General features: G+C 47.6%; 20 protein-coding genes. 14 read left to right on the top strand and 6 right to left on the bottom strand.

What is annotated here, in order from left to right; genetic code table 11:
- Positions 1-203 precede the first annotated feature (203 nt).
- Complete coding sequence (locus CBR65_RS01290; RefSeq protein ID WP_087465185.1) at positions 204-1,238, bottom strand: hypothetical protein; 1,035 nt, start codon at positions 1,236-1,238, stop codon at positions 204-206.
- A 517-nt stretch (positions 1,239-1,755) separates the two neighbouring features.
- Here CBR65_RS01290 and CBR65_RS01285 point away from each other — a divergent pair.
- Positions 1,756-2,859 (top strand): hypothetical protein, encoded by a 1,104-nt coding sequence (locus CBR65_RS01285; protein WP_157671940.1) that lies wholly within the window; start codon positions 1,756-1,758, stop codon positions 2,857-2,859.
- A gap of 295 nt (positions 2,860-3,154) precedes the next feature.
- Positions 3,155-4,225: a transporter substrate-binding domain-containing protein gene (locus tag CBR65_RS01280; RefSeq protein ID WP_198300851.1), complete on the top strand. Its 1,071-nt coding sequence runs from the start codon at positions 3,155-3,157 to the stop codon at positions 4,223-4,225.
- Positions 4,226-4,361: 136 nt separating this feature from the next.
- Here the strand turns inward: CBR65_RS01280 and CBR65_RS01275 are convergent, their stop codons facing one another.
- On the bottom strand, positions 4,362-5,933 hold the full coding sequence (locus CBR65_RS01275; RefSeq protein WP_198300850.1) for a PQQ-dependent sugar dehydrogenase: 1,572 nt from the start codon (positions 5,931-5,933) through the stop codon (positions 4,362-4,364).
- A gap of 869 nt (positions 5,934-6,802) precedes the next feature.
- Complete coding sequence (locus tag CBR65_RS01270; protein ID WP_087465181.1) at positions 6,803-7,870, bottom strand: GGDEF domain-containing protein; 1,068 nt, start codon at positions 7,868-7,870, stop codon at positions 6,803-6,805.
- 226 nt (positions 7,871-8,096) lie between these two features.
- Here CBR65_RS01270 and CBR65_RS01265 point away from each other — a divergent pair, with 226 nt between their 5' ends.
- From CBR65_RS01265 to CBR65_RS01245, 5 genes are all read left to right on the top strand, one after another.
- Entirely contained in the window at positions 8,097-8,405 is a 309-nt protein-coding gene (locus tag CBR65_RS01265) for a hypothetical protein (protein WP_087465180.1), read from the top strand.
- 120 nt (positions 8,406-8,525) lie between these two features.
- A complete protein-coding gene (locus CBR65_RS01260) occupies positions 8,526-8,945 on the top strand; it encodes a nucleotidyltransferase domain-containing protein (protein ID WP_087465179.1) in 420 nt (139 codons plus the stop codon).
- Complete coding sequence (locus CBR65_RS01255; protein ID WP_087465178.1) at positions 8,935-9,363, top strand: DUF86 domain-containing protein; 429 nt, start codon at positions 8,935-8,937, stop codon at positions 9,361-9,363. The genes CBR65_RS01260 and CBR65_RS01255 overlap by 11 nt, the downstream gene beginning before the upstream one ends.
- A 66-nt stretch (positions 9,364-9,429) precedes the next feature.
- Positions 9,430-9,648, top strand: a complete 219-nt coding sequence (locus CBR65_RS01250; RefSeq protein ID WP_087465177.1) for a hypothetical protein — start codon at positions 9,430-9,432, stop codon at positions 9,646-9,648.
- Positions 9,649-9,707: 59 nt separating this feature from the next.
- Positions 9,708-10,079 (top strand): YciI family protein, encoded by a 372-nt coding sequence (locus CBR65_RS01245; protein ID WP_087465176.1) that lies wholly within the window; start codon positions 9,708-9,710, stop codon positions 10,077-10,079.
- 53 nt (positions 10,080-10,132) lie between these two features.
- On the opposite strand, the gene CBR65_RS01240 is transcribed toward CBR65_RS01245, so the two are convergent.
- Positions 10,133-11,593: a DUF4832 domain-containing protein gene (locus tag CBR65_RS01240; RefSeq protein ID WP_157671939.1), complete on the bottom strand. Its 1,461-nt coding sequence runs from the start codon at positions 11,591-11,593 to the stop codon at positions 10,133-10,135.
- Between the two features lie 38 nt (positions 11,594-11,631).
- On the opposite strand from CBR65_RS01240, the gene CBR65_RS21965 reads away from it, so the two are divergent.
- The 7 genes from CBR65_RS21965 (at position 11,632) to CBR65_RS01205 (ending at position 17,871) form a co-directional block, all read left to right on the top strand.
- The gene (locus CBR65_RS21965) at positions 11,632-11,781 is read left to right on the top strand and encodes a hypothetical protein (protein ID WP_157671938.1); all 150 of its coding nucleotides are present in this window, start codon (positions 11,632-11,634) and stop codon (positions 11,779-11,781) included.
- Between the two features lie 15 nt (positions 11,782-11,796).
- Positions 11,797-12,825 carry a lyase gene (locus tag CBR65_RS01230; protein ID WP_087465173.1) on the top strand — a complete coding sequence of 343 codons (1,029 nt, stop codon included), beginning with the start codon at positions 11,797-11,799 and terminating at the stop codon, positions 12,823-12,825.
- Positions 12,826-12,851: 26 nt separating this feature from the next.
- On the top strand, positions 12,852-13,667 hold the full coding sequence (locus CBR65_RS01225; protein ID WP_087465172.1) for an ion transporter: 816 nt from the start codon (positions 12,852-12,854) through the stop codon (positions 13,665-13,667).
- Between the two features lie 114 nt (positions 13,668-13,781).
- Positions 13,782-14,951: a GGDEF domain-containing protein gene (locus tag CBR65_RS01220; protein ID WP_087465171.1), complete on the top strand. Its 1,170-nt coding sequence runs from the start codon at positions 13,782-13,784 to the stop codon at positions 14,949-14,951.
- 29 nt (positions 14,952-14,980) lie between these two features.
- Entirely contained in the window at positions 14,981-15,910 is a 930-nt protein-coding gene (locus tag CBR65_RS01215) for a CvpA family protein (protein ID WP_087465170.1), read from the top strand.
- Between the two features lie 39 nt (positions 15,911-15,949).
- The gene (locus tag CBR65_RS01210) at positions 15,950-16,510 is read left to right on the top strand and encodes a hypothetical protein (RefSeq protein ID WP_087465169.1); all 561 of its coding nucleotides are present in this window, start codon (positions 15,950-15,952) and stop codon (positions 16,508-16,510) included.
- Between the two features lie 137 nt (positions 16,511-16,647).
- Positions 16,648-17,871, top strand: coding sequence for a lytic murein transglycosylase (locus CBR65_RS01205; RefSeq protein WP_087465168.1), 1,224 nt, complete (start codon positions 16,648-16,650; stop codon positions 17,869-17,871).
- Positions 17,872-17,991: 120 nt separating this feature from the next.
- Here CBR65_RS01205 and CBR65_RS01200 read toward each other — a convergent pair whose 3' ends face one another.
- Together CBR65_RS01200 and CBR65_RS01195 are read right to left on the bottom strand one after the other, a co-directional pair.
- Positions 17,992-19,302, bottom strand: coding sequence for a glycoside hydrolase family 19 protein (locus tag CBR65_RS01200; RefSeq protein WP_087465167.1), 1,311 nt, complete (start codon positions 19,300-19,302; stop codon positions 17,992-17,994).
- Between the two features lie 526 nt (positions 19,303-19,828).
- Positions 19,829-20,944 carry a lytic polysaccharide monooxygenase gene (locus CBR65_RS01195; RefSeq protein ID WP_087465166.1) on the bottom strand — a complete coding sequence of 372 codons (1,116 nt, stop codon included), beginning with the start codon at positions 20,942-20,944 and terminating at the stop codon, positions 19,829-19,831.
- Positions 20,945-21,375: the final 431 nt, after the last annotated feature.

Genomic DNA, 21,375 nt, shown 5'->3' with positions numbered 1-21,375 from the left:
ATCCGATGTCATAGCGCGACACATCTCATGACATGAGAAATAAAAAGCCCTCCTTTTGGAGGGCTTTTTACCAATGGTGTAAAGATTTCAATAGATTCATGGAAAACTCGGCAATCCAAACCCCTACAACTATTTTAAAAGCCTCCTTATTCTCAATATGGGCAGCAGAAGCTCTGGTGTTAACAACTAACACTCAACACATATTATTTTTTAGAAAGAACCCAATCTTCTATTGTCTTTTTATGCCACATATAGTCGCAATCGTTTCCTATCACATCCTTAATTCGCTTTTGACTCGCTTCAGATGGATCTACAACTACCACCTCCGCAGGCCCCGTAGGTGCCTCTCGCGTACCATCGGCTTTGATAATCCCCTCTGTCTGATTATGAAAACCACATCTCAATATAAAACGTGCATGAAAATCTGCACTAGCCAAAGAATAACCTAGAAAATTAATTTCATGCGCCTCGCTAATGATATGAACTGTTTCTTGCCAAAGCCGCCTGTACAAAGCCCCTCGGAACTGCTTTATCTGTACTGGTGGAATAATTAAAGGCATATACGTACGCTTTGTTGAAAAAACGCCACGATAATGCATAAAAGCAAAGAATGGCTTTTCTTTGCTTCCTGTTAATCTGTATTTTTTATCTTTCTTTATATAGCGGCCCGTATCTCCCTCATACCAGTTAAGAGATCCATGAGGCTTAATTAAACGAACCCCATCACGACGTCGTCCAAATCCATAATTCCCCCGATCATGGGATTCACCAAATAGAAGCTCATCTAACACCAAATCCCAATTAAATGAAATAATCTGCGCCTGCTCTTGTTGAATTCTATCTACAAATTTTTCTAGCCATAATGGCTTATTTCTTAAAGATTTTTTTTGCAATTCATGAAACCAACTTGCCAATTCAAAGAGAAATTCTTGCCTTATATTGACCAAATCATCAGCTTTAAAATTTCCATCAGTAATCCTACTCGCTCTAAATAATTGTTCATTTGCCTGCATTTCAGATAACAACAATTCCACATTAGGGAAGGTATCTTTATCTTTTATATTAAATTTTGGATGATGAAAGCTAATTATTCTTTCTATCTCATGAAATAAAGATGAATTATCTAATTTTTTAAGAAATTTTGGCAGCAAATTAGTAATTGTTGGAAATCCAAGCCCAGCGGAGAAGCCAGCTCCAATCACATATACAACTCTTTTTTTTCTATTATTCTTCTTCATTTTTATCCGAACCAAAAAATTGTGCTAATTCAATTAAACTTTAATTCTAATATACTCACCAATATTGATTGCGATCCATCTCGCCTGATTTATTGCAGGTATTGATTGATCATATACAGTGGGCTATGAGGCATTCCCCCTAATTGTAAACAACAGCTATCTCTATCGTATAGGAAAGCTCACTTGGGCGAAGTTCAGGCATGTGAGCTTATCTTGAACAGCAGCTCTAACACAGCTCTAAATATAAGTATCATCCGCAACTAAGCCTGAATTCAACTCCTGCATGCCTTCCAAATAGTGCCGCCCAGCGGTCGTGGTAACTTCTTCTTGGCAGCTCTCTTTCTAATCTAACCTCGCCACATATTCCAACAAGATAGAGCTAAATTTAGCCACAATAACTAAAAATTATTAGCCAGCCGTAAAAATACCATATATTGTGTTTTGTAAGTATATATACACAATATATGGTATGAAATGTAAGTTTTCCTATTTCCCCTGAAAAGTAGGTGAAACCAAAATGAATTTTGCTCGCCCTGAGGAGTTTTTTCGGATGTTTCATCCTAGGGATGGGCAAGCTGGAAATCTTGTTTTGCACAGGAGGCGGCAAAAGTCTTATGTGCAAACCCAAATATCTACTATTGACCTTGCAAAAATATCGCGCCAAGCATGCGGATTAGAAGAGATATATTTTTCAACCGCAGCCTTTTCAGGCCAGCCACTACTACTCAATTTTTCTCACTCCAACTGTCTTCACCTACAAGTGCCAAAAGTGGAATGGAACACTTACATTCTGTTAACGTTAAGATTAGAAAATAAGGGTATTCCACTACCCACCGCCACGGTATTCGACGGGGAAAAATACACACTGCTTTGGATACTCGAAACCCCCATCAAGAACCATGAGTTCTACATATATACACTGCTTCAACAAGCTTTACATGAAGCTGCTATAGGATTTAATCCAGAAAAATGTAACCTTGACATCGCATTTTTGGTCAGGATGGTTGGCTCAGTTAATCGAAACACTCGAAAGCATGTCGGCTTGGTTAATGATTATGGAAAAGTCTATAGTCGTTCATATCTTGAAGGCGCTATCCTCAAATCGAAGCAGCTCACCGCAATCGAAGTTCTAAATCTACAAACTCAAGCAGGTATTACTTTAGAGTTGATGTCACTAATTGGTGATCGTTGGTTCAGCACAGCACAAAACCCTGAACTATTCTATGACTGGTTGATTTTTTTTGGATCATCGCTTTGCAACTTCTGCACACCTGAGCAGCTATTTAAAGAACTTTGCGCAATCGCAGAATCATTGGAAGCAAACCAATGGAAGAAAATCTGTGAAAAATATTTGGTGCTTATAAAATCAATCATTGAAACAGCACGGCTTGGTTATATCAACTTTGAAGGGATACATCTCTCCATAAACGAACCTAATTGGAGAGACATGATAAAAGGTAAACTTGCTATTACCTCGGCGGAGCAAGAACACCTAGGACTTCAAGTATTAGGTAATCAGTCAAGCATCTCGCCTCACTTGCATAGAATAAATAAATCTGTGCATCCTATAGGAACCACTGAATTTGTCCCTTTAGGGAGGTTTCTTCTTCAAAAGGTTTAGTTCGAGCCAAGATCGATTCTAACTACAAGTGAGTTAGAGCTTTAGGATAATTCAAGTACAGTTGTCCCTAACTAGATCCGTCATTTTACATAGCACTATTTACACCTGAGCTAATCAGTTAATAATCAGGGAAAGTAGCCTCGCCATTCATTGCCTCTTTTGAGATCTTTGAACACTAACCTAATACACTGTATCATTTCTCGACCAATACAAAAGTCATCTCCAATTGTACAGTCTTTCCTCTGTCTGATTTGACTCATCAGCCCTTCGGATGGATGTGACAATGAGGCCCACTATGTATCGCATTTTAATTTATCTCGCCTGCCTGCTCCTTTCTCTGCCCTGCTTCGCTCAATCTAACGAGAACGCACCGCTCATTATCGGGACCAAGGTAGCGCCACCGTTTGTGATAAAAGAGGAGGATGGCACATTCTCCGGAATCAGCATTGAATTATGGCAACGCATTGCGGAAGAGATGGGACTGCAGTATGAATTTCGCGAGACGCCCTTATCGGAGCTTATCAGCGGCCTGCAAGATGGCACATTAGATGTTTCCGTGGCCGCATTAACGGTCACGGCGAAGCGGGAACAACAAATAGATTTTACTCACCCTTTTCACACCACCGGTTTGGCTATCGCGGTTACCCGTCAGGAAAGCTCGGTCATCGATATGTTTCAGCGTTTCTTCTCCTGGAAATTCATGTTGGTTATTGCGGCTTTGTGTGGGCTATTGCTGTTGGTAGGCGTTTTTCTTTGGCTCGCCGAGCGCCATAAAAATCAGGCCATGTTTGGCGGTTCACCCGCCGAGGGTATTGGTTCAAGTTTTTGGTGGGCGGCAGTGACAATGACCACTGTCGGTTATGGGGATAAAGCACCCATTACCCTTGCCGGACGTGTCGTGGGTTTAATATGGATGTTTGCCGGTTTGATTATTGTGTCGAGCTTTACCGCCGCAATCACCACGAGCCTTACCGTCAGCCAACTGGATTCCCGTGTGCGCGGGTTGGATGATTTGCCGAACGTTCGTGTCGCAACAGTAAAAAATTCTGTCAGCGCTGAATTTTTGCGTGACAACGGAATAGGCTTTTCCCCACAACCCAATCTGGCAACCGCCACTGAGGGCCTCGCAAAAGGACAATTTCAAGCGGTCGTTTATGATCGGCCAATATTGTTGCACCTATCTCACCAACAATATCCAAAACGCACCGATGTGCTAGCAGAGACATTCGAACGCCAGGATTATGCTATTGCCGTACAGCAAGATAGTCCGTTGCGTGGCCCATTGAATCTGGCACTCTTGCGCGTAATTGCCAATGACGATTGGCAGACGGTGTTGACGCGGTATTTAGGCAATGATCGTCACTAGTTAATTATCACATTGACGGAACATTGTTGAACGATGAACCAGGGTAGTTGTATGTTGTTGTATAGAGACACACTGGACCGTTTCTTCGACTGGAAGATCAATGCCGCCCTATGAGCGGCATTGATCTTTTTCGATGTTATCTGTTCAGATACACTTTGAAAATTTCTTCATTGCTGTTGTTAGGCGTACTATCCTTGTCACCGTTGTTTGAGGTTGTCATCCATAAATCACCTTCAATACTTGGTTCTACAGTCCGTATCCTGCCGTAAGTGCCCACAAAAAGTTGCTGCGAATTGGTGAGGTCGCTGCCGTTAATGTCGTGGCGATAAACGCGGTTTCCGCGCAGGCATGCGATGTACAGTACGTCTTCCAGAATCGCTATACCACTACATGATGCATCTGCCGTTCTGTACGTCTTCCTGGGCGCTATGAAGCCCGGTGTAGCACATCCGCTACCGGATTTAGACAGCGTGCCTTCACAAATCGGCCAGCCATAGTTACCGCCTTTTTCCAGCAGGTTCGTTTCGTCAAGCGAGCCGTCGCCGAATTCCTGCTGCCATAAGCGACCTGAAGAATCAAACGCTAATCCTTGCGGATTGCGATGACCATAGGTCCATACATAATTACTGAAAGGATTATCGGAGGGTACGCTGCCATCGGGGTTCATTCGCAATATCTTGCCATTGAGGCTATTGATATCTTGTGCGCTGTTGGCTGCCTGGGCATCACCGGTTGCAACATATAATTTTCCGTCAGGGCCAAAGCGCAGTCTGCCTCCATCATGAAATTTATTGCGTAGAATGCCGGTTAACAAAACTTCTTGCGTTGATAAATCCAGTTCGTCGTTTATATATTGAATCCGCACAACACGATTGTCGGTAGCGCTGGTGTGGAATATATAAAGCCATGGGTCGTCGGCTGGGAAATCCTGGGTAACCGCAAGACCTAGCAATCCACCTTCGCCATCAGTACTTTCCACGTTCGGCACAGTGCCGACAGTTGTCTTGACGCCATCATGCAGTCGAATAATGTCGTGCGCATCGCGACGGCTATACAAAATGGAACCATCTGGCAGCGCTACCAATCCCCATGGGATATCAGTATCGGTTGTGACTTGTTCAACCGAGCAAACCGGGCTGGAACAAACGCTACCGGTGGTCACGCTAATATTGGCGCTACGTGCGGAAACATTTTCTTGCCCATCACGTGCTGCTATCGAGTATTGGTAGGTTGTATTAGCTGTTAATCCCGAATCAACGTAAGTCAGGTCAGGTGTGGTGCCGACTTTTGCGTTATTGCGATAAATATCGTAACCCGTCACTTGAACGTTATCGGTGGATGCCGTCCAGCTCAGCGTTATCGAAGTGCCGGTCGCGGCGCCTTCAACGTTTGTCGGAGTTGTTGGTGGCGTCACATCTGTTTCACATTGCGGAACGCCCACTTGAAGTGTGGTACTTGCTTGCGACACATTGCCAGCCGCATCAACAGCATTAACATATAAACCCCAGTTCGCTCCTGGCTCCAGGGTTAACGCAGCGGAAAGTTTTGTACCGTCTACGTTCACCATAAATTGACCATCGTGATAAACGTCATAGGCTGAAACGGCAATGTCGTCTGTCGCTGCATTCCAACTCAAGGTAGCCGATGTACAGGTGAGATTGGACAATCTCAGATTGGTGGGCGGCGTAGGTGCTGTGGTGTCATTCACCCCATTCGCGATTTGACAGGATTTAAAAGTGCCTACCGCCGGATCGCCAAATACGCTGTTTCTGCATTCCACTTGATTCGTAAATTCGCCTTGTCTCCACCGGGTATCAGCACCGTAGCGGACAATTTTTTTGCCACTGAATGTACATGTTTGATTTTCATTTGCACATGTTGTCCATTGCGGTTCCGCAATTTCGCAGCGCTTATACGTACCAGGTAAGGGATCGCCAAAAGTCGCGTTATTGCAGCTGACAGAATTGATCTGTAAACGCTGGGTCCACACTGTGCCAGCGCCGTAGCGAACTAATTTCGCACCTGAAAACGTGCATGTATTATTTTCGTTAGCGCAATACTGCCAAGAGGTAGCTTGGGCGTTGGCAAGGCTTGCACTCGCTAACAGAAACGCCGTAAGGCAACTTTTCAGGAATAGTATTTTCAAGAACAGCGCTGATGGTGTTAATCGCATTGGCATAAAATTCTCCGTAGTTAATCGGTGTTATTGCATGATTTGAAATAAAAAGCGGAGTGCAAAGAACGAAACGTAAACATCGGGGGGCTTTTCTTGTTAGGTAGAGGCATGATCCTCAAAGATCTTTTTAAAGACTGTGTGCAATGCCACATAGCGTGATGATTATTGAATCAATGCGTAAAAAACCCGGATTGCAAAATACGAGGAAAAGACCTGATGCTGGCCTGATGGTTCTAGCCAATATTCAGCTTGAATTGAGGTGCAGAGAATTTTGAAAACTCGATATGAAGATGCTGAAATCAGCCAGCTAATCGAAGTGGTATCTGCCTGGTTAATATATTAAGAAAAGTAAATTGCCAACTACTGATCATTTTCGGAATTCTGGATGTCCCGAGGAGATGTTAGTCACACACCACTTGATCACGACCATTCACCTTGGCTTCATAAAGCGCTTTATCCGCCCGTGCAATTAAACTTTCCAAGGTGTCATCTTCTCGCCGTGACGTGGCGCCGCCTGAGGCAGTCAATTTGCCTACCCCGGGAAACAGTTCTCGATTAATTGCATTGCGCAACCGCTCTGCCACCGTCAACACATCCTGTTCTGCAATCCCGCGAATCACAACCAGAAATTCTTCACCGCCCCAACGAATCAAATAACCGTCACTGCGTAGTGCGCCACTCACACGCGTTGCAAATTGTTGTAACACGCTATCGCCTATCAGGTGACCGTGGGTATCGTTAATCTGCTTGAAGTGATCAATGTCCAACATAATGATGCTGCCGGCGACGCCGCTACGCATAAAATCATCGAGCAATCGCTGGCCGCCCCAACGATTATATTGTCGCGTCAGTTCATCGCGTTCGGCCAGTTTGTGCATATGGGAATTATCATGTTGTAAGCGCTCAATTTGCAGACGCGCCCGGTATTGAAACGGCAGTAAAACCAATAACAATAAAATAGCCAAACCATAACTCATAAACATTTCCTGGCCGCGCGGTGACCAGAATTCCTCTTTATGTGTCAATAAATAACCCAGGATCGGCACCGCGTTTAACGCCCAGGCCGCGATCATAATCGGAAAGGCGCGCCGCGGTGGAAGTATGACCATCACCAGCACAATCAGAATAATGAGGAAGGAGGAAATAGGCGGGAAAATGTTAATCAGCAGAATATCGGGAGATTGATTCGCGCGCAGGCTGTAATACCAGGCCGGTAACGACAGTGCGGCAATGCCTACAACAAAAGCTGAATAGACGACGTGTAAGAGGCGCTTCGGCTGACATATTAGCCAAATCGCAAGTGCAAGATTCGCGAGACTAACCAGGGGCGGGATGACTAAATCCATAAGCTCTGGTTCCGGCTCCAGGTAGTGCAAAACGCTGGCTGCCAGGCCCATAAGCCCGGTCAGTGTTAGCAGCACCAGTACTCCCCGATAAAAAGTACGTTCATCAATAGGTTTGTTCTGCATTCTCTACCTGTTAAACCATCGAGCTGGAAATTGGGCCGCTTTACGCAATGCCGGACGTTATGGGCTGACGCCAAGCATCTTATAGCCTTAGGGTAAAATGACAAGCCATGAAGTAGGGATAATCGGGTAGGATTCTCTAAATGGGGCGGCCGGATTTTTGGACCCAGGGAGCATCGCTTTTGAAAGTGAGCTATAAATACGCATACCTGCCGAGCGAGCGACTCATATGAATATTGTCTATAGTATGCCGGATGAAAAGATAGCGGCGTTAGCCTTTGCGGAGCGGCTGCAAGATACCCTTGCCAAAAAAATCCTCGCAGCGGACGCCGTTGCATCCCGGGCAGAGGCAATCCACCTCAGCCGGTTTTATTGGCGACTGGTCGCTCATTCAGCACAAGGTGGAGCATCCCCGCCCTGCGAAAGCGGTACTGAATTTTGGATAGAGAAACTTCACGATTCGATTGGCGATTATCTCAAAAGAGCCGGGTACGCAGCTGAGTGGAATGAAGAAGAAAATAATGCGGGTAATCTTTAAAGAAACAGAAGATCACGCAAACCAGCTTTATGGTTTTCCTTGAACTTGTTGGGATAAGCCTATATTTTTTGTAGAATTCCGCTTATCTTACAAACAACAAACCGAGCAGATACCCATACGATGAACATCTACTCCATAAAGCCGGATACTGAACAATGGATCTGTTCGATACTGCGGGACGCGCTTCCAAACGTGTTGGCTGTATATGCCTTTGGTAGCCGTGCTCAAGATACTGCAAATGAACATAGCGATCTGGATCTTGCGGTTCTTGTTGAGGGTTATGCAGACCCTCTACTGCTTTGGGAGATGGCTAATCAACTGGCGAACAAGCTGGGTTACGAGGTGGATCTATTGGATTTGCGCGCCGCATCGACTGTTATGCAATATCAAATTATTACGACGGGGCGATGCGTCTGGGCAAAGGATGTTCAGGCGGGGCTATATGAGGCTTTCATCCTGAGTGAGAAAACCGATCTGGACACAGCCAGAGCAGAGTTGTTGCATGAAATAAGAGAAGACGGGGCTGTTTATGGTAAATGACGTTCTCATTAACAAAGCTTCCAGTATTGAGCGATGCATCAAAAGAGTACGCGAGGAATACGCGAAAGCAGGCCCCAACTTTGCCAATGACTATAGCCGCCAGGATGCAGCCATTCTAAACATACAACGCGCCTGCGAAGCTGCGCTTGATATGGGCCAACATATTATCAGACAGGAACGATTGGGCATTCCTCAAAGCGCCAGAGATGTATTTACGCTGCTGGCGCAAGCAAGCTGGATTGACGCCGATCTCGCGGATGTCATGAAGCGAATGATCGGGTTTCGCAACATCGCAGTTCATGACTACCAAACATTGCTACTGCCTATTGTTGAGAAGATAATAACGATTCATTTAAATGACTTTCTTCAGTTTTCATCATGCGTATTAACGAAAAATCATGCGCTGAATAAAGAATAAAATACTTTATCAAGTAAATTTTTATCATTGACAATCATTGTACCTAAAAATAACAGGATGACTATCATGAGTAAAAACCAAAAACTTGGCTGGGGTTTTCTGGCAATTGGCTTTTTGATTATTCCCTTATCCTATGCGCTTTTTAGCCGCGAGGCGTTTGTTATCGCTACCTGCGTCGGGTTGATGGCGATGACGTTTGGCGGTTTTCAGTTGTTGATCAACAAACCCTATGCTCCCCAGACAGCTACGGTGTCTAAAAGCCGTAAAGTTAACCGCCGCCGCTAAAACGGCAGCGGTTGCATTCAGAAGCTGGCTCGACACTGTATTCACTGAAGGATTCATCCATGAAATTTCTCTGTCTCGCTTATGAAGATGAAAACATTTTCCATCAAATGCCGCACGATGAATGGTTACGTTTGCGTGATGAAACCCTGGCTTATGTGGATGGCTTGCGCCAAAACGGTAAGTTGATTATGACCGAGCCGCTGCAAAGTGCACGCAAGGCTAACACCGTGCAAATTCGCAACGGCATTTCTTCCATTACCGACGGGCCTTTTGCGGAAACCAAGGAGCAGTTGGGAGGGTTTTTCCTGATTGATGTTAAAGATCAGGAAGAAGCTGTGCAGATCGCCTTGAACTGGCCGTCCGCCCGCTTAGGCAAGATTGAAGTGCGGCCAATCGAGTCAGGGCTGAGCACTGACACGCGGTATAACTAATTGATGCCCAGCATGAGAAAGAGCCCGCTATCAGGCTCTTTTTCTTTCAGGCTTTATAAATCTGCTTCAAACTGTATCACCTGCCCTGCTACCAACCGGTCACTTTCAATCGTCAGCACAGGCTCGCTGCCACCGGCATTAATCTCCACTTGCAGCGATTCATCGGGCAACAAGCCTTTTAATGATTGTTCAGCCCGCACACCATTGATTGCCACATAGGCGTCATAATAAATCGGCGCGATGCCGCGATTCTCAACAGTCACCACCGAATGCGATGATGATGCTTGAAAGGCTGTGATATGGAATTTATAACCGTTCGCCATGCCCGCTTGTTTGATGCGCTCATTGCTCTGGTATTCCGGCTGATCGTTGCCGATCATGTAGGTGATGTTGAATTCTTCGCTTAACGCCTCGTAGGTTCTGCCGTACATGCCCTCAACGTTGAGCGCATTTTCCTGATCATAATCGGAGTAGTAGCTGAGTTCACCGCCGTGGGGTGAATGTGCATAGCGAGCGGTATGGCTGAATACTCGCCACATATCCGCGTTGTAGTCCGCGTGTTCGCTGTGCATGAATGAATCGTCGAAGTTGCCGAACTGCAGCGCCCGCAATTCAGCATCGTTGGCGATCGGCGTATTGCTGCTGTCACCGGCGTCGATCGAGATACTCCAATGCAACTCATCGAAAACCGTATCAAGATGTTTTAGAAATGTTGTCTGGAAGGCTTTGGATGGAAAATTTTCTCCCAACCGGACCTCGGGATCGTAAATGTGGTACTCGCCCCACAATCCGAAGCCTACCTGCAAAAATGCGATACGCGGATCATGGTCGTAGCGCGCGGCAAAGGCGGTATAGAAATCCAGGTGTGCCTGTTGTAACTCAGGGTGCGACCAGTCGGGAAAACCTGTGTCCTCTCCTTCGCTGGATTCGATAGTTTCGTGGTAATTGCTATCGTCTTTGATGTAATCCGGCACCGCCGTTTCGCGCCCCGGATAAACGTAGTACCAGCGCAGGATTACCTGTTTACCGCGCCCACTCACTTGCGCCAGTAAATTATCCACCATGCTCCAGTCATACTGGTTATCACCCGTCACCACATCACTGGGGCGTACATAGGCGTACTCAAGTTGAATGTAGTCGTCTTCGGTTTTTAACACACTGCTATTGTGTGAATCCGCCCATAACACAATGCCGGTCATCGGTTGCACTTTGGTAATCTGGCTTTGCAGGGGAATATCAGATAGCGTACTGTCGGATGAGCTGGAGAAGCCTTGGCTCGCGCTGCTGATTGATGAGCTGAGCGAAGCACTACTCACTGACGATGGTATTGACACCGAGCTACTGACATCGCTGGAGGAGGCTGAAGACACGACAGGTGTTGAACTTGCGGAAGAACTGGAGCGTTCACTGGCAGGCGAACTTGATGAAGGGCCATCCGAGGATGAACCGCCGCCGCAGGCAAACAATGACAAAATACACACGGTGCCGATCAATCGGGTAATTGTTGAATACATGTTAATTCCTGTTATAAAAAGCTGTAGTCGATTAAGCTATGCCCAGTGTTTCAAATTCCGGCTTCTGTTGCTATGAACTGATCAACACAACACCCAAGGAATTTTTATATGCTGCTGGCGTCAATAAAACGATAGCCTTAACGCCTGTGGTGTTCATCATTGCCGCCAACAAAACCGACAATTATTGATAAGAGGTTTGCACAATGAAGCTGCTCGCATCGTCCCGCATGTCCGCACTTGTCAGCGTGTTATTTTTTTCCTGTGCTGCCTTCGCAGACACCTCACATGACATTACCGAAAAGACCAAGCAGGTTACCGAAAAACAGGTCACCATTACTGAATGGACGGTTCCCTGGGAGAAGTCCCTCCCCCGCGATCCCTGGGTCGGCGGTCCGAATACAATCTGGTTTGTCGGCCAAAACAGCGATTATGTAGCCACGCTCAACCCCGGCAGTGGCGAATTCAAACGCTACGCGTTGGATGCGGGCACCGGACCGCATACGGTGATCGCCAATAAACGCGGCGCCTGGTATGCCGGTAATCGTGCGGAGCACATCGGCCTGGTCAATCCCGAAACCGGTGCTATCGAGAAATTTATGTTGCCCGGCGAAGGGCCTCGCGATGTGCACACCATGGATTTTACGCGCGGCGGCGATATCTGGTTTACCGTGCAGGGCGGCAACCAGATTGGTTTTCTAAAAACTGACACCGAAAAAATTACATTGCACGAGGTGGCTACCAAAAATGCGCGTCCTTACGGTTTGTTAGTCGACAAGAATGATAAACCCTGGATTGCACTTTTTGGCACCAACAAACTCGCCACCATTGAAGACGGCAAGATTATTGAAATCACCTTGCCCCGCGCCGAAAATCGTCCGCGCCGGCTGGCGATAACCCCCGACGGCATGGTGTGGTATGTCGATTATGCCGAAGGTCATCTGGGGCGTTATAACCCCTCGACCGGCGCTATTGATGAGTGGCGCACGCCCGCGCAGGAAAAATCCCGCCCTTATGCTGTAGCTGCCGATCAACAAGGCCACGTGTGGTTTGTTGAAACAGGCATGCAGCCCAATCGCCTGGTGAGCTTTGATCCGTCCAGCAATACCTTTGGTACCCCAACGGAAATAAAAAGCGGTGGCGGTACCGTGCGGCATATGGTGTATGACGAAAAAGAAAATGCACTCTGGTTCGGTACTGATACCAATACGATTGGTCGAGCGACCTTGCCCTGATAATCAATTCGTTAATAAAACATGCTATGTCTACCGCGCTAAAACACAAACTGTATATCATCATCTTTGGCACCGACACGCCGGCGGGGAAACTCTTCGATGTGGTATTGATTTATACCATCCTGTTGAGCGTGTTAGTGCTGGTACTCGATTCTATTGAATCCGTCGCGTCACAATTTGGTAGCCTGCTGTTGGCCGCCGAGTGGTTTTTTACGATTGTGTTTACCATAGAATATGGTCTGCGCATCTACTGCTCACCGGGTCGCTGGCAATACATACGCAGCTTTTATGGCATCTGCGATCTGGTGTCGATACTGCCGACCTACCTCAGCATCTTTTTTCCGGGTGCAAATTATCTTCTGGTTGTTCGTTTACTGCGGGTGTTGCGCATCTTCCGAATCCTGAAGCTGGTGCGCTATATGTCCGAAGCGAACCTGTTGATCAATGCCATGCTCCACGCACGCCGCAAGATTTTTGTCTTTTTTGTGGCGGTACTCATACTGGCGATTATCTTCGGGTCCATCATGTATCTGGTTGAAGGCCCCGGCAACGGCTTTACCAGTATCCCCAAAAGTATTTATTGGACCATCGTAACGATTACCACTGTCGGTTATGGCGATATTACGCCGCATTCGGTCCTGGGGCAGATTGTCGCTGCTGCAGTTATGCTGACGGGTTATTCGATCATCGCTATTCCTACCGGTATCCTCACGGCCGAACTGGCACAGGAGATGGCGCGCGAGCGTCGTGCCATCAGCTGCCCCAGTTGTTTGAAATCAGGCCATGATAATGACGCAGCCTATTGTAAAGCGTGTGGGAAATCTCTGACGCGCGAGCCCTAGGGAAACGCTAAAAAATTACCAGCGTTGTCAGCACTGCGTTAAAAACTGACTGGAAAATAGTCTTGTAGTCAATTAGGCTGATAAAGCCCCTCTCGTTTATGACGAGGATGTATCTTGCTACCCGACCTCACCAGCCTCAGCATCCTGGGACAACTGATTCAGACTTTTGGAGTGATCAGTATTGCATTACTCTTCAATCTGCTCTTCAGGGTCCTGCCCCGTACTTACTTTCGCTGGTGGGTACGCGCTTGGTTAGCACTTTCCCTGGCACTGGTTGCCCTGCAAATCGCGTTTCGCTGGCCCGAACTGGCCTGGCTAACCTACGGGTACTTTTTTGGCGAATATCTCTTTGCTATCTTTCTCTGGCTCGGTTTCATCAGCTTTCCCACGGGTAAATATCCTTATTGGTCGCGCTTACGCTGGCTGCTGCCCCTAGCTATCATCTGGTCCGGTGTATTGCAGGCATATGGCGATGATTTCTCCGCGCAATTTCGTTTGCATGCCATAGCCTTTTCCCTCTCGCTGGTACCCGCATGGATCGCTCTATTAAATATGACCTTGCCGATACGCTACCCCTGGGTGAAATTGCTCGCCCTGCTCTCATTGTCGCTCTTGATCCTGGCATTTTTTGCGAATGGCCTTCGTTTATTCTCAGCTGAATATCTAGGTGAGATGCTGGCAAACAATTACAGCGCGTATCAGTCGATCTTCGATCTGATAATCGAAGTCATGCTGGCCTTCAGTTTATTGACAATTGCCGCCGTCAACATGAAAGCTACCCTTGAGCGGGCCAACCAATTATTACAAACCGAGCGGGATAATATGGCGCTACTGGCGCACCAGGATTCCCTGACCACCTGCTTTAACCGCCATGCCTTAACCGAACTCAAGAAACGTCTGCGCCAGCGCCACGGTGTGGTGGTGATGATTGATATCGACAACCTCAAACCGATCAATGACCTGCATGGCCACAGCGTTGGCGATCAGGCCATTTGCTGTATCGCGCGAACGCTCAGGGAATCCATGCGCGCCCATGACTATTTGTTTCGTTATGGCGGTGATGAATTTGTTCTGGTGTGTTTTGATTTACCGCTCGCCGAGGCTGAAAAGCGCATGCAACTTATTCGTGAACAGCTCAGTGTATTGTCCGAGCGGGATAAACTTACCTACTCCGTCTCCTGGGGCATAGCAACATTCACCGACGAACGTGACTTTGATTCAGCTATACTCACGGCCGATAAAGCAATGTACAACCGAAAAGCCGAAACACATCAACATCATTAATTTCCTATTTATCGGAGACTGTGACGAACATGACCCTTAGCCTGGGCGTATTTATTATTGTGGTGCTTATTTTTGCTATTCAGGGTTTGCGTAAAGGTTTCTTTGGTGCCTTGGGCGGCATCATCAGCCTGATCGCCGGTTACGCGGCTGCGATTTATGGGCTTAAACCAGTCGCTAAACTGCTCCAGGATATGACCGGGCTTGACGGATTGCTGCTGTATTTTTCGGCGGGATTAATCGCTTTCATCGTCGCAAGTTTGGTGGTGGGCGTCGTGTTCAGCTTTCTGGAGCAAGCGGTTTCTACCAACGCCGGCTTGTCCGGTATGTCACGTTTGGGTGGTATGTTGGTGGGTACCGGCGTTGGCTGCCTCCTGGGTGTACTGGTGGTCTATGGCATCAGTATTTACCAGGAATTAAAACACCCCGACAAATTTGATAACGATACGCTGATCGCACAAAAAACCCGCGGCCTGATGAGTCAAGCCACAGCAAAAGTCCTGGAACAGACCTACCCGGAAGCAGCACCTCTGGCCATTGCGTTTGTGGAAGATCCGGTGGAGATGGGCGAACATCTGAATCAGGTGCTAAGTAACGAGGCTTTCAAGCAGTTACTGCAAGACCCACAATTTCAATCACAGCTTGAAGAGGGAGATATTGCAACGCTGCTACAAAATCCGGACTTTCAACAACTGGCCCAGGACGAACATCTGCAACAGCTGTTACGCCACAGTGACATTGCCCATGCTGAGAATGTTGACGAGATACTGGCCATGCAGATGAGCAATATCTGGCAAAAAGTGCAGCGCAAAAAAAATGATGAACGCGTTCAAGCCATATTGAATGACCCTGACCTGCAACATAAACTCCAGAGTAATGATCGCATGGCCTTATTACGTGACCCACAAGTACTGGAATTGATGGAACTCTTGTTCACCGATGAGTCTACTGAAAAAGAATGACACTTCGCTCAAGAAGACAAACCATTAGCAGGCGGATTTGTGATAGAACAACATCCTTTTCATTATTTTTTACCGCAACACACGCAGCGTTTAATCATCGGCAGTTTTCCCTGCTTTAATGGTCGAGACTACGGCGAGTGGTTTTACAGCGGCAGCGGGCGAAATGAGTTTTGGCGATTATTGGGTGACGTGTTTAACATGCCGACGCACACCCTGGGTGATAAAAAAAATTTGTGCGAACGCCATGGCATCGCGTTGACAGATATTGCTTACCGCATCGAACGAAAGTCGAACAACTGTGCGGATGCTAACCTGCGTATCCTTGATATTAATCACACCGGCATAATCGCCTGCCTGGCTGCACAACCACGCATCATTTATTTCACCAGCCGGTTTGTTGAGCGACATTTTTTAAAGCACTACCCGCAGCCCCACTGTGAAACCTGCGTACTTTTATCGCCCTCCCCCGCTGCCAACCGGCATCTGGCAAGCCTCGTGGAATACAAGCAACTGCGTGCCGCGCAGTGCATCAACTCCCCCTATGAGTTTCGCCAGCGCAAATATCGCCAGGCTTTGCTTGATGATTCACAAAAATGCTGATGCCCCCCCGCTTTCTCGATTGTTTAAAACTGAACTTATGTCGCGAACAACCCACCAAGCTATTGCAGGATACCCACCGCTACGCCACTATACCCGGCAGTTTTTTATGATTTCACATCGCCATTAACGGGAGTGTTATGACGACGGCAAAAAGATTGATCCCCCTGTTGTTGCTCAGCCAGGTGTATACCTCTGCTTCAGCAGCCCCCACCACAGCAGAGGCCACGCTGTCCGCCGATGCGTTTGCGAATTGTTTAACACGTCTTGGTGAACGCGCAAAAGCTGAAGGAATTTCAGACGCCACCATTAACCAAAGTTTACTTAAGGCAACATTCAATACGCGTGTCATTGAGTTGGACAGACAACAACCGGAATTCACCACGACCTTCGCGGATTATCTGAACCGTCGCGTTACCGATCAACGTGTCATCCAGGGTCGGGAATTGTTAGCCAAGCATCGCGCCTTGCTGTCCCGCGTTACGCGGGACTATGGTGTGCCCGCACATTATCTGGTCGCTTTCTGGGGCTTGGAAACCAACTACGGCAGCTTCTTCGGAAAGATGTCGGTGGTGGATTCATTGAGCACGCTCGCGTGCGATGAGCGCCGCAGCGATTATTTTGCCGGTGAGCTCATGGCCGCCTTACGTATTCTGGATGAGGGTGCAATAGCACCCGAAAAAATGGAAGGCTCATGGGCCGGCGCCATGGGTCACACGCAATTTATGCCGTCCGCCTTTTTACGTTATGCCGTTGATTACGATGGCGACAAGAAGCGCGACTTATGGAACAGCACGCCGGACGCTATGGCATCGGCAGCAAAATTTTTACAAAGCCTGGGTTGGCAACAAGCGGATCGCTGGGGTCGGGAAGTGAAACTCGCCGTAGACTTTCCCTATCTTGAAGCCGGATTAAATCAACGCAAGTCACTTGCTGAATGGCAAAAATTAGGCGTCCGCCAAACGGATGGTTCGGCGTTACCGCAAGCGGATATGCAAGCCTCACTTCTGGTACCGTCGGGACATCGCGGACCAGCTTTTCTGGTTTACGATAATTTCCATGTCATCATGCGCTGGAACCGCTCGGAGTATTACGCCTTGGCCGTGGGTTATCTCGCAGACCGCATCGCCGGTACCGGCAAATTGATGCAACCGCCACCGGAAGATGCACCGCGCCTGAATCGCGCACAAGTGATGACGATGCAAGAGCAACTCAACAAAAAAGGGTTCGACACCGGCACACCCGACGGCATCCTCGGCCCCGGCACCCGCCGCGCCGTCAGCCAATTTCAACACCAACAAGGCATGATCGCCGATGGCTTTGTCGATAAAAGTATCCTCGGTTTGTTAGGTGTGGATTTATAAATATACAAACTTTCCTCTGTAACAATTTATTCATCAACCAATAAAAAACGCCGCGAGTATTTTCCTCGCGGCGTTTTTTATTGGACCATCATCCTCACGAATGACGGTTGTATCAAACGATTAACAACCCAGGTTGTTGCCCGGTGTTCCACCCAGTATCTGGATGAAGCTTTGATACGAGTTGATCCGGCTTTGCACTTGACCCGGATTACCGCCGTTACATTCCAACGAACCATTGATGGTGCGAATGGTTTCGCCGAAGCCGTAACCGCCGGTGATGGATGAGTGAGCCGGACGGTAACCAGCACCGCTTTGCGTCATCCAGAACCAGAGCGCGGTGCGCCATGCAGTCGTCGCGTTTTGTGAAACCTGATCAGGGTTAGCCCACAAATCCAGGCCGAGCGCTTGACCAGCGGTACAGTAGTTATAGTTCCAACTCAATTGGATTGGACCACGACCATAGTAGCGTTTGCCTGGTGCACAAACTCCGCAAGGCGTTGCACCACCGGAACAGTACTCACCTTGAGCAATCTCGTTGATATAAACCAGACCGCCGGTTTCGTGAGAGAAGTTCGCCAGTGCTGCAGCGGCTTCACGTTTTCTCACCTGAATATCACCAGTATTGGCAAATGCCGGGAAGGTGTTAGCAGCAGCAACCAGACCGCTGTAGGTATAGAACGAGTTGCGGTTCGGGAACATTTGATTGAATTGTGCCTGGTTCACGATTGCAGCAAAACCAGTACCACCACCAGTCGATGACGAAGAACTGGAATTGTTACCGCCCGAACAAGAGGCTACAGGCTCCCAGAACCAGGTGCTGATTGTTGGATCGTAACCGGGGTTGTCGTGCTCGGCCATGAAGTAAGAACCGTTGAAAACCACCACATTGCCAGCGTAGTAGTTCGTTCCCGCTGTCCATTGCGGACAAGAACCACCGTTGTTGTTGCTGGATGAACTGGAGCTATTATTGCCGCCCGGACAGGAAGCGACCGGCTCCCAGAACCAGGTGCTGATCACCGGATCATAGCCAGGGTTAGCGTTCTTAGCGCGGTAATAAGCGTTGTTGTAACGCACCACGACGCCAACATTGTAGTAAGTACCAGCTGTCCAGTTCGCACACGAACCACCACCATTATTGTTGCCAGAAGAAGAGCTGGATGAACTGGATGGGCCACCGGTGCTGCCGCAAGCACCGAGACTGCTCCAGGCATTATTCCAGGCCCAACCGGCACCTGGTGCATAGGGACCACCCACACTACACCAACCACCGACCGTACATTGATAGGCAACACCGAGATTTTGCACAATGTTGCCGTTGTTGTAACTGGCACCATCAGAATACTGTGCCACACCGGAACAGTTATACGCATAAACGTGACCAGCAAATAGCATAGTCGCCAGTAACCCTAGAGCTTTTTTTATATTCATCATCTTTTAATCCTTCGTATTTTCCCGTCTGCGCGGGAGAAAATTGAATCAATTGTGAATCGCAGTAACCACTCACGATTCATCATGGTCACAGCCATACCATTTTTATTTTTCAGTCCTGTGCAGAAAACTCCGTGGGGATACTGCTCTTATAAAAACGTACATCATGACTGTGCGAGAGGTGTGACTTGTTGCTTGACCGAATACCACACAAGACACAACAAGCAGGTAAACATAACTACCGCCAACGACATTAAACCCGGTGGACAACGTTGTCAATTAAAACCAATTCAGATTGCACAAGATTCATTATTCAAATAGTCCCACAATTAATCGTAAAAAAATGGGACAGAAAATTACGCGAACGCCTCATAACAAATGACAGTAAAAATTCTGCCAAATCAGGTTATGAGCAATAACAAAAAATGAAATTTTTATTAAAAACGAAAAGCCAGCCTTAGCTGACTTTTCGTTTATGTGTGTACCTTTATCTGTTACCTATATACCTGTTATCTGTATAACTACCTGATCAATTACAGCTGCGCAGATAACTCCAGGCATTGGTCCACGCCCAACCCACGCCGGGCTCGTAAGGACCACCGATGGTGCACCAGCCACCCACGGTACATTGATACTCACTGCCCGCATTACGTACCTTCGCCCCTGTTGCATAGGTTGCACCCTGTACAAATTGTGGAGAGGTGCAATTACCACCGCCAGTTGATGAAGAACTGGATGAACTGCTCACCACAGATGAACTGCTGGATGAAGAAGGACCACTGCCGCCACAACTGCCTTGGTTAATCCACACGTAGTTGGAACCCGTGCCTGCAGATGGGTTATCACCCTGCGTCCACCACTGTGCCTGATAGCGGATGTTGTTCAACTTGACCTGTTGCCCACCGGTATAAATGCTGTTGGCATTCCAGGTTGGCAAATTAGTACAGATGTTGGTTGGCGAACTGCTGGAGCTTGACGAGACGCTTGAGCTGCTGGAATTATTTCCGCCGCTAAATACAACGTCAGAGCAGGAATAAAATGCCTCCGGGCTATCGGAACGTTGCCATACACCGTAGATCACATGGCGGCCGCTACGCGAAGGAATATTGCAGGTGTGAGCGGGATTATTTAACGCACCTTCCGGTGGCGTTTCACAAATCAGGCTCAGGTCGCTCCAGCGTAAAGGCGTGGTGGGGTTGTAACCGTTATTGGTAATGTAATAACGATAATAAAGTGTTTGGTGAGCGGCTGAATTGTTCCAGCGAAAGGTGTAACTACCCGCCGAGATATTGGTGGCAGTCCAGTCGTTGCGTGCAAGATCCTGACCTTTGAAATAATTGGGATCGCCGCCACTACACAATTGTCCGTTGGGAACTTTTGATTGGTGATTGCCGTTGGCATCGCCCTGGCGAATCCCATTCCAGTCATACAAACTGGAGGCGCCACCCGCCGCGGAGATTGCCTGGCAGCCAGCAGATTGCGGTGTTTGCGGACCTTCCTGATAACAGCGCCAGATCCTGCTCGCCGGTGCTGTCATGGTGCCGTGTGCCACTACGACTTGGGTAGTACCAAGGAATAACCCGCCGACGCAACCCGTCAACACCAGGGCTCGGTTCAGCGATTGTAACAACGATATATATTTCATCTTACAATCTCCTGTCGATTTATAATTTGGTTTTTAAAACAGCTACGCATCACTCTCTGCAGCGCCAACCTAGCCCCGATGGACAACGTTGTCAATTTTACTATTTGATCCACTGCTCAAAACAATAAAATGTTGTGCCCAGCAATTCATTTCAGGTTCTTTCATACTGAACCTGAAATTCCGGATAGCCGATTCGTTCACGCTGAGGAATTCTGCATTCAATCCGCGTGCCATACACCGCGAAAAAACCTCGCAAAAATGTATTATTTTTCTGTTATTCCTTTTCTCTGCAATACTGACAGGTAGTTTATTTCATTAAATGCGTATAAAAATGATACTTTGTATCACACCAACAAAAAGATAAATGCGCCACATCAATTTGACAACGTTGTTTAAATATGAGGAAAAACAGCGGATTAGCGTGAAGCGAC

Origin of the sequence: Cellvibrio sp. PSBB006, assembly GCF_002162135.1 — a bacterium.
In the GTDB taxonomy this organism is placed as follows: domain Bacteria; phylum Pseudomonadota; class Gammaproteobacteria; order Pseudomonadales; family Cellvibrionaceae; genus Cellvibrio.
The sequence above is the reverse complement of the archived record's forward strand: the minus strand, read 5'-3'. Positions and strand labels throughout refer to the sequence as shown.